At 73.1% G+C, this 8,687-nt stretch carries 9 protein-coding genes; 6 read left to right on the top strand and 3 right to left on the bottom strand.

What is annotated here, in order from left to right; genetic code table 11:
- Both ACWEN3_RS34705 and ACWEN3_RS34700 read left to right on the top strand, forming a co-directional pair.
- Positions 1 to 786, top strand: a 786-nt coding sequence (locus tag ACWEN3_RS34705; RefSeq protein WP_452979153.1) for a M4 family metallopeptidase, incomplete at its 5' end; no start/stop codon positions are given.
- Between the two features lie 17 nt (positions 787 to 803).
- Entirely contained in the window at positions 804 to 1,070 is a 267-nt protein-coding gene (locus tag ACWEN3_RS34700; protein ID WP_452979150.1) for a protealysin inhibitor emfourin, read from the top strand.
- On the opposite strand, the gene ACWEN3_RS34695 is transcribed toward ACWEN3_RS34700, so the two are convergent.
- The gene (locus tag ACWEN3_RS34695) at positions 1,067 to 2,089 is read right to left on the bottom strand and encodes a hypothetical protein (protein WP_452979148.1); all 1,023 of its coding nucleotides are present in this window, start codon (positions 2,087 to 2,089) and stop codon (positions 1,067 to 1,069) included. The genes ACWEN3_RS34700 and ACWEN3_RS34695 overlap by 4 nt on opposite strands.
- A 144-nt stretch (positions 2,090 to 2,233) precedes the next feature.
- Between ACWEN3_RS34695 and ACWEN3_RS34690 the strand changes: the two genes are divergently transcribed.
- Together ACWEN3_RS34690 and ACWEN3_RS34685 are read left to right on the top strand one after the other, a co-directional pair.
- Positions 2,234 to 3,547 carry a GH1 family beta-glucosidase gene (locus ACWEN3_RS34690; RefSeq protein WP_452979145.1) on the top strand — a complete coding sequence of 438 codons (1,314 nt, stop codon included), beginning with the start codon at positions 2,234 to 2,236 and terminating at the stop codon, positions 3,545 to 3,547.
- A complete protein-coding gene (locus ACWEN3_RS34685) occupies positions 3,544 to 4,797 on the top strand; it encodes an MFS transporter (RefSeq protein WP_452979142.1) in 1,254 nt (417 codons plus the stop codon). Before ACWEN3_RS34690 ends, ACWEN3_RS34685 begins: the two co-directional genes overlap by 4 nt.
- 13 nt (positions 4,798 to 4,810) lie before the next feature.
- Here ACWEN3_RS34685 and ACWEN3_RS34680 read toward each other — a convergent pair whose 3' ends face one another.
- Positions 4,811 to 5,665, bottom strand: coding sequence for an NAD-dependent epimerase/dehydratase family protein (locus ACWEN3_RS34680; RefSeq protein ID WP_452979139.1), 855 nt, complete (start codon positions 5,663 to 5,665; stop codon positions 4,811 to 4,813).
- Between the two features lie 123 nt (positions 5,666 to 5,788).
- On the opposite strand from ACWEN3_RS34680, the gene ACWEN3_RS34675 reads away from it, so the two are divergent.
- Positions 5,789 to 6,655 carry a helix-turn-helix transcriptional regulator gene (locus ACWEN3_RS34675; RefSeq protein ID WP_452979136.1) on the top strand — a complete coding sequence of 289 codons (867 nt, stop codon included), beginning with the start codon at positions 5,789 to 5,791 and terminating at the stop codon, positions 6,653 to 6,655.
- 94 nt (positions 6,656 to 6,749) lie between these two features.
- The gene (locus ACWEN3_RS34670) at positions 6,750 to 7,712 is read left to right on the top strand and encodes a hypothetical protein (protein ID WP_452979134.1); all 963 of its coding nucleotides are present in this window, start codon (positions 6,750 to 6,752) and stop codon (positions 7,710 to 7,712) included.
- Positions 7,713 to 7,722: 10 nt separating this feature from the next.
- Here ACWEN3_RS34670 and era read toward each other — a convergent pair whose 3' ends face one another.
- A complete protein-coding gene (gene era / locus ACWEN3_RS34665; protein WP_452979156.1) occupies positions 7,723 to 8,676 on the bottom strand; it encodes a GTPase Era in 954 nt (317 codons plus the stop codon).
- Positions 8,677 to 8,687: the final 11 nt, after the last annotated feature.

Below are 8,687 nucleotides of genomic sequence, written 5' to 3'. Positions count from 1 at the left end.
CCCGGCACGGACGCCACGGTCAACCGCGCCTACGCGGGCCTCGGCGCCACCTTCGAGCTGTACCTGAAGGCGTACGGCCGCCACTCGATCGACGGCGACGGGCTGCCCCTGGACGCCACCGTGCACTTCGGCGAGAACTACGACAACGCCTTCTGGAACGGCGAGCAGATGGTGTTCGGCGACGGCGACAACGAGGTCTTCCTCGACTTCACCATCCCGGTCGACGTCATCGGCCACGAGCTGACCCACGGCGTCACCCAGCACACCGCGAACCTGACCTACTTCGGCCAGTCCGGCGCGCTCAACGAGTCGCTCTCCGACGTCTTCGGCTCGCTGATCAAGCAGTACACGCTCGGCCAGACCGCCGCCGAGGCCGACTGGCTGATCGGCGAGGGCCTGCTCGCCCCGAGCGTGCACGGCACCGCCCTGCGCTCGATGAAGGCCCCGGGCACGGCGTACGACGACCCGAACCTCGGCAAGGACCCGCAGCCGGCGGCCATGGACCACTACGTCCACACCGGCCGCGACAACGGCGGCGTGCACATCAACTCCGGCATCCCCAACCACGCCTTCTACCTCGCGGCCACGGCCCTCGGCGGCCACTCCTGGGAGAAGGCCGGGCAGATCTGGTACGACGTGCTGACCGGCGGCGAGCTGAAGCAGGACGCCCTGTTCGCCGACTTCGCCACGCTGACCGTGAAGGCCGCGCGCGAGCGCTACGGCGCCGGGGACGAGCTGCAGTCCGTGCAGAAGGCGTGGGAACAGGTCGGGGTGCGCACGCTCTAGTACCGCACACTGGGTCCATGCGGATTCAGGTACGGCGCACGGGCGGTTTCGCGGGCATCGAGCGCCGGGCCGAGGTGGACACCTCGGGCCGGCCCGACGCCCAGGAGTGGCAGGCCCTGGCCGAACGCGTCCTCGCGTCCGGCCGGGCCACGCCCCCGGCGGGTGTCCCCGACGGCTTCGGCTACGAGATCACGGTGGACGGCCGCACGGTGTACGCGGCCGATCCCCGGCTGACCGAGGAGGAGCGGGAGCTGGTCTCCCGCCTGCTGAAGGAGGGGGCCTAGCAGTAGCCGGCCCGCAGGAAGCCGCGCCGGCCGGGTGTGCCGAGGTCCAGGGGGATGTCGACATGGCTCGGGAGGGCGGCGAAGGGCGCGTTCGGGAGGATGAACTCCCGTCCGGTGTAGCGCTCCCGGACCGTCTGCCGGTCGGCGGGCGCGCACACGAGCGGATTGGCGTACGTGTTGTAGCCGAGGCCGGTACCGGTGTTGAGGAATCCGGCGTCCTGGCACTGGTACAGCGCGCCCCGCAGCGCGGCGGCGTCCCGGGGACCGGCGTACCGCGACCGGAACTTGGCGAAGCAGGTCAGCGAGTCCCCGCCGTCGTACGGGGACGGCCCCGCGGCCGCCAGCGCCCCGAGGAACGAACGGTTGCAGCCGATGGCCGCCGACGGGACCGCCCCCTGGAGCAGCCGGTCGCGCCGGCATCCGGTCACGTTCTGGAACGCGCCGACGACGTCCTCGCCGCGGCGGAGCCGGGAGTACGCGACGACGAGGTCCCGCTGGGCGGCGAGCGGGAACGCCCCCGTCTCCCCGAACTGCTCGTCGAGCAGCCGGAACCAGGTCTCGAAGGCCGGCACCAGCGCCCGCACCCCGGTCGGCACGGTGTACACGGCCAGATCCGTCGGGGTGGACCAGGTCTCCAGGCCCGGGTAGCCGACGTACGACAGGATCCCGACGCCGGTCTTCGGCGGCTGGTCGCCGTAGCGCCTGCGCAGCTCCAGGTACCGCTCCAGGTTGGTGCCTGAGCCGGCCCACGCGTAGCGGAAGCCGCTCGGGTAGGGGGAGGTGTCGCCCCGGGTGTGCGTGGTGCCGAACAGGGACGGCGACACGCAGCGGACCTGACGCGCGTTCCACGCGGCCCGGTACTCGGCCGGCGTGGAGATGCAGCCGTCGGCGGGGGCGGCCGTGCCGCGGCGGGGGCCCGCGAACGCGCTGGGCGCACCCGCGAGGACGGCCGGCAGGCACACCGCGAGGACGGCCCACGAGCGTGCGCGCGATCCACGGGACCGCTGTCGGTGATTCATGCGGCTCAGTCTCGGAACACCGGCTTCCCCTTTGCCAGTCCGCTGCTCCAACCGGCCGACAGAGCTTCATCACCAAGGCTTCGTCAGTTATGCGGTGGCGCACGGCCGTTGACTTCCCTTACCGGGGGTAAGGATGATCCGGCCATGGCGACTGACGCAGGCAATCCGATACCTCGGTTCCCGGCCGGCTTCCTGTGGGGCGTGTCGACCTCCGCCCATCAGATCGAGGGGGCGGCCGACCGGCGCGAGGCGTCCGTGTGGGACGTGTTCGCCGCCGAGCCGGGCCGGGTGAAGGACGGTTCCACGGCGGCGGTGGCCTGCGACCACTACCACCGCTACCCCGAGGACGTGGTCCTCCTCGCCGGGCTCGGCGTGAACGCCTACCGCTTCTCGGTCTCCTGGCCCCGCGTCAACTCCCCCGGCGGGCTGGACTTCTACGACCGCCTGGTGGACGAGCTGTGCGCGGCGGGCGTACGGCCGGTCCCCACCCTCTTCCACTGGGACCTGCCCGCCTCGCTGGACTGGCTGGACCGCGACACGGCGGCCCGGTTCGCCGACCACGTGACGGTGGTCGCCGAGCGCCTCGGCGACCGGGTCGCCAAGTGGATCACCCTCAACGAACCCGCCGAACACACCCTGCTGGGCCACGCCCTCGGCGCCCACGCCCCCGGCAGGCGGCTGCTCTTCGACGCCCTCCCGGTCGCCCACCACCAGCTCCTCGCCCACGGCCTCGCGGTACGGGCGCTGCGCGCGGCCGGGGCGACGGACATCGGCATCGCCAACTCCCACGGCCCCACCTGGCCCGCCTCCGCCGAGCCGGCCGACGTGGAGGCGGCGGGCTTCTACGACCTCCTGCTCAACCGCCTGTTCGCCGAGCCCGTCATCCTCGGCGCGTACCCGGACGGCATGGGCGAGTTGATGCCCGGTGACGTACAGGCCGACCTGAAGGTCATCGCCGAGCCCGTCGACTGGTACGGCGTCAACTACTACGCGCCGTCCCTGGTGGGCGCCCCCCGGGGCACCGAGACCGAGTTCGGCGGGCTCACCATGCCCGCCGAACTCCCCTTCTCCGTCCGCGAGATCGAGGGCCGTCCGGTGACCGACTTCGGCTGGCCGGTCGTCCCCGAGGCCCTGACGGAACTGCTCACGGCCTTCCGTGACCGCTACGGCGACCGGCTCCCCCCGATCGTCATCACCGAGAACGGCTGCTCCTACGACGGCGTCGACGACCAGGACCGCATCACCTACCTGGACGCCCACATCCGCGCCCTGCACACCGCCCTGCGGGCCGGGGTGGACGTGCGCGGCTACTTCGTGTGGTCCCTCCTGGACAACTTCGAGTGGGCCGAGGGCTACGCGCGCCGCTTCGGTCTCGTGCACGTGGACTACGCGTCGCTGGAGCGCACCCCGAAGGCGTCGTACCACTGGTTCCGGGACGTGCTCCGGGCGCAGGGATGACCACCGCCCGCGTCTCGGCCGCCCTGGCCGAGCCGGTCGAACCGGTCGGGCGGGGCTGGACGGCGGCCCTGTCGCTGGCCAACGGGGCGATCTGGGTGGGCTGGTTCGGCCCGCTGCAGATCCTGCTCGCCTCCCAGGCGAAGGACTTCGCGCCCGGCTCCGGCATGTCCAAGGAGACGATGCTGGCGTGGGTGACCGGCGCGGGCGCGGTGGTCTCCCTGCTGGCGAACCCCTTCTTCGGCGCCCTGTCGGACCGTACGACCGCCCGCCGGGGCCGCCGTACGCCGTGGATCGTGGCCGGGACCGCGGGCGGCGCGCTGTCGCTGCTGCTGCTCGCGGGTGCGGGCGGCATGTGGTCCATGGCGGCCGGCTGGTGTCTGGTGCAGCTCACCCTGAACGCGGCCTTCGCGGCGGTCACGGCGGCCGTCCCCGACCGGGTGCCCCGGTCCCAGCGGGGCGCGGTGGGCGGCTGGCTGGGCGCGGCGCAGATCCTCGGTGTGGTCGGCGGTACGGGCCTGGCGACGGCGGCGGGCGGGACCGGCGCCGGGTACGCGGCCTGCGCCGTGTTCACGGTTGCGGGCGTGCTGCCGTACGTCCTGCGCCACGAGGATCCGCGGCTGTCACCGAAGGACGTCCCGCCGTGGTCCCGGCGGGACTTCCTCGCGGGTTTCCGGCTGAGCCCGCGCCGCCATCCCGACCTGGGCTGGGCCTGGCTGACCCGGTTCCTGATCAACCTCAGCAACTCGCTCGTGCTGCTGTACCTCCTCTACTACCTCCGCGACCGCCTCCACCGGCCCGACCCCGGTCAGGGGGTGCTGGTCCTGACGGCGGTCAACAGCCTGACGCTGATGGCGACGGTCGTGGCGGGCGGCGTGTGGTCGGACCGGGTGGGCCGGCGCAAGCCGTTCGTCGTCTGGTCGGGCGTGCTGATGGCGGTGGCGACGGGCGCGCTCGCCGGCTGGCAGACCTGGCCGGGCGCGGTCGTGGCGGCCGCCGTCCTCGGCATCGGCTTCGGCGTGTTCACCTCGGTCGACTTCGCGCTGATGACGGACGTCCTGCCGAAGGCGCTGGACCGCGGCAAGGACCTCGGCGTGATCAACGTGGCCAACGCCCTGCCCCAGGTCGCGGCCCCCGCCCTCGCCGCGCCCGTCGTGACCTACCTGGGCGGCTACCGGGTGCTGTACCTGGTGGCGGCGGTGATCGGGCTGGCGGGGGCGGTGCTGGTGGGGCGGATCCGGGGAGTCGACTAGCGCTGTCGCGGCACTAGAGGGCGCCGGCGTCGCGGGCGGTCCAGACGCTGGGGTAGAGGGGCCGGAATCCGAGGTCCCGGCGGATCCGCTGGTTGGACATGATCCCGAACCAGGGGTCGGGATCGGTGCGGGTGTGCATGTCCGCGGGCACCTCGACACCGTTGAGCCGGTGCAGCTCGACCGCCGTGACGGGGGCGTCGTCGGCGATGTTGTAGACCGGGCCGTTCACCGCCGGGGCGTACAGCAGCCGCATCAGCCCCTGGGCGACGTCCGCGTGGTGGGCCATCTGGAGCCGCTGGGCGGGGGCCCAGTGGGCGGCCCAGCGGAGGGAGTCGGCGAGGTGGGGGTCCCGCTCGCCGTAGACGAAGGGCAGCCGCCCGATCCGCACCTCCAGGCCGTCGAGCGCGAGCAGCTCCCGCTCGGCGGCCGCCTTGGACTCGGGGTAGGCGCCCCACAGTTCGCCGCCGGGCCGGCTCTCGTCGTCCTCGGTGAGCGGGCGGCCGCGTCCGGTGCCGTACACGTTCCCGGTGCTGACCTGCACGAACCGCCGTACTCCGGCGCTGCGCGCGGCCCGCCCGAGCGCCACCGCCGCGTCCCGGTTGACGGCCCAGGCCTCCTCGTCGGGGACCCCGCGGAAGGACGCGGCGACGTTCACGACGGCGTCCGCCCCGGCGACGGCCTTGCCGAGCGCCTCCTCGTCCCGCAGGTCCCCGAGGACGACCTCGGCGCCCAGCGCGGCGAACGGCTCCCCGCGGGCCGCGTCCCGCACGAGCACCCGTACCCGCTCCCCCGTCTCGGCCTGGGCCAGCAGCCGGGGCACGAACCGCCGCCCGACCTGACCCGTGGTACCGGTGACAAGAGTGATCACGACGATCTCCTTCCGTTCTGGTGCCACCACCCTCGTCCGCCTCCGGCCCGGCCGGGAGAGACCTCCCGATCAGGGGATCGGCGGTCCCTGGATAAGCCGGGCCACCGGGGCCACCCTGGAGGAATGGACCGCTCCGAACTCGCCGACTTCCTGCGCCGCGGCCGGGCCCGCCTCGACCCGTCCGACGTCGGCCTCGCACCCGGCGCCCGCCGTCGCACCCCCGGTCTGCGCCGGGAGGAGGTGGCGGCGCTGGCCGGGATGTCCGTGGACTACTACACCCGCCTGGAACAGTCGCGCGGCCCGCGCCCGTCCCGCCAGATGCTCACGGCACTGGCCCGCGCGCTGCGGCTGACCGGCGACGAACGGGACCACCTCTTCCACCTGGCGGGCGAGCAGCCTCCGCGCCGCAACGCCCTGTCCTCCTCCCACGTCCGCCCGGGCCTGCTGCTGGTCCTGGACCGGCTGCACGACACCCCGGCGCAGGTGGTCACGGACTGCGGCGAGGTGCTGGCGCAGAACGCCCTGTCGAGGGCCCTGTCCGGGGACTCCTTCGCCCGGCCGCCGCGCGAGCGCAATCTGATCCGCCGTTTCTTCCTGGACCCCACCGCGCGCGACCTCTTCCCGCCGGAGGACGTCCCGGACCTCGCCCGCTCCCACGTGGCCGGCCTCCGCGCGGTGGCGGCGGCCCGGCCCGACGACCCCGAGGCGGCCGCCCTGGTGAGTGAACTCCGCACCGGCAGCGAGGAGTTCGCCCGCCTCTGGGCCGACCACGAGGTGGCTGTGCGCCGCGCCGCCACCAAACGCTTCCGGCACCCGGTCGTGGGCCTCCTGGAACTCGACTGCGAGGTCCTCCTGAGCCACGAGCACCGCCAGCTCCTCGTCATCCACACGGCCCGCCCGGGCACGGAGTCCCACGAGAGGCTCCAGCTGCTGCGGGTGGTGGGCCTTCAGGACATGACCGCCGGGGGAACGACGACCCTGCTGGACTGACCCGGCCGCCGGCGCGTGTTCCTCCCGCGTCCCCGTTTGCCCACCCGCCTCCCCCGGGCACCACTGGTGCGGGGAACACTGGGGGGAGGCCGGGATGCGGGACATCGGCTGGGGGCTCGGGCTGAGTTGTGTCGGCTACATGCTGATCGTCTACATCACCAGCAGAGGGCTGATCGCGGCCCCGCGGTACCGCCTGCTGCAGGCGCGTGTGCGCGACTGCCGGGCGAGGGCCGAGGCGCTGGCGGTCCTCAGCGGGGACGACCTCACGGCGCGGGCGGAGCTCGCCTCGGTGACGAGCCGGCTGGACGACCTGGAGAAGGGCGGCACGGTGGTCTGGCGGCTGAGCTCCCGCTTCGGGGTGATCGCGATCCCGCTGTCGAAGACCGCCGCGGCCTGGCGCGTGCTGCACACGGCGGAGCGCCGGCTGCTCGGCATCGAGACGGAGGAGGAGTTCCGGGTCCAGCGCCAGGCCTTCCGGCGGGTGCTGGCCGCCTCCGCCGCCCCGGAGGACACGGCCCTCGCGGAGCGACTCGCACAGGACTCGGAGGCCGGGGCCGCCGCAGCCGCGCCCGGGGCCCGCGCCCTGGTCCTGGCCGCCGCGCAGCGCGTCCACGACCTGGAGGACACCGCGTCCGAACAGGACTACGAGCAGCAGCGCATCGCCCTGTGGCTGGCCCTGACCGGCCTCTGCGCGATCCTGCTCATCGGCCGGGTCTTCGACCACCGGGAGACGATGCTCCTCGGCGCGCTGGGCGGCTTCCTCTCGCCCGTCATCGGGGTGCTGCGCTCGCAGCGGGCGTCGTCCTGGGGTGTCCTGGTCCTCGCGCCGGTGGGCGGCGCCCTCGCCGCGGTCGGCGGCCTGCTGCTCGTCCGCATGCTCGCCGACCCGGAACTGAACCTGCTGGGTCAGGTCTTCCTGGAGAACTCCTGGAACGCGCCCACCCGCCCGATGGCCCTGGCCATGGCCCTGCTGTTCGGCTTCTCGGGCACCCTGTTCTCCCGTCTGGCCCTCACCGCCACGGGCCAGTTGACGGGTCCGGCGCCCCGCTCGGCGTGACGGAAGGAGGTCAGAAGCCCAGCTTGCGCAGCTGCTTCGGGTCGCGCTGCCAGTCCTTGGCCACCTTCACGTGCAGGTCGAGGAAGACCGGCGTGCCCAGCAGCGCCTCGATGTGCTTGCGGGACTTGATGCCGACCTCCTTCAGGCGCTTGCCCTTGGGGCCGATGATGATGCCCTTCTGGCTGGGGCGCTCGATGTAGACGTTGGCGTGGATGTCCAGGAGGGGGCGGTCCGCGGGGCGGTCCTCGCGCGGGAGCATCTCCTCGACGACCACCGCGATGGAGTGCGGCAGTTCGTCCCGTACACCCTCCAGCGCGGCCTCGCGGATGAGCTCCGCGATCATGACCTGCTCGGGCTCGTCCGTGAGGTCGCCCTCGGGGTAGAGGGCCGGGCCCTCGGGGAGAAGGGGGATCAGGAGGTCGGCCAGGAGGTCGACCTGCTTGGAGCCGACCGCCGAGACCGGGACGATCTCCGCCCACTCGATGCCCAGGTCCTTGCCCAGCTGGTCGATGGCGATCAGCTGCTCGGCGAGGGTCTTGGAGTCGACCAGGTCGGTCTTGGTGACGATGGCGACCTTGGGGGTCTTCCTGATGCCCGCCAGCTCCTTGGCGATGAAACGGTCACCGGGGCCGATCTTCTCGTTCGCCGGCAGGCAGAAGCCGATCACGTCGACCTCGGCCCACGTCGTGCGCACGACGTCGTTGAGACGCTCGCCGAGCAGCGTGCGCGGCTTGTGGAGGCCGGGGGTGTCCACCAGGATCAGCTGGGCGTCGGGCCGGTGCACGATCCCGCGTACCGTGTGCCGCGTCGTCTGCGGCTGGTTGGCGGTGATCGCCACCTTCTGCCCGACCAGAGCGTTCGTGAGGGTGGACTTGCCCGCGTTGGGGCGGCCCACGAAGCAGGCGAAGCCGGCGCGGTGGACGGTCTCGGCCGGCTGCTCGGATGACTGGGTGCGAACGCTCATGCCGTTCATTG

The sequence above is a fragment of the Streptomyces sp. NPDC004561 genome (assembly GCF_053602155.1).
Note: the sequence above shows the minus strand (reverse complement) of the source record. Positions and strands in the feature narration are given on the sequence as shown.

What these genes read in the sequence shown, in the direction of transcription:
- ACWEN3_RS34700 (WP_452979150.1), top strand. Translation starts at nt 804, where the DNA reads ATGCGGATTCAGGTACGGCGCACGGGCGGTTTCGCGGGCATCGAGCGC.
- ACWEN3_RS34695 (WP_452979148.1), bottom strand. Translation starts at nt 2,089, where the DNA reads ATGAATCACCGACAGCGGTCCCGTGGATCGCGCGCACGCTCGTGGGCC.
- ACWEN3_RS34690 (WP_452979145.1), top strand. Translation starts at nt 2,234, where the DNA reads ATGGCGACTGACGCAGGCAATCCGATACCTCGGTTCCCGGCCGGCTTC.
- ACWEN3_RS34685 (WP_452979142.1), top strand. Translation starts at nt 3,544, where the DNA reads ATGACCACCGCCCGCGTCTCGGCCGCCCTGGCCGAGCCGGTCGAACCG.
- ACWEN3_RS34675 (WP_452979136.1), top strand. Translation starts at nt 5,789, where the DNA reads ATGGACCGCTCCGAACTCGCCGACTTCCTGCGCCGCGGCCGGGCCCGC.
- ACWEN3_RS34670 (WP_452979134.1), top strand. Translation starts at nt 6,750, where the DNA reads ATGCGGGACATCGGCTGGGGGCTCGGGCTGAGTTGTGTCGGCTACATG.
- era (WP_452979156.1), bottom strand. Translation starts at nt 8,676, where the DNA reads ATGAGCGTTCGCACCCAGTCATCCGAGCAGCCGGCCGAGACCGTCCAC.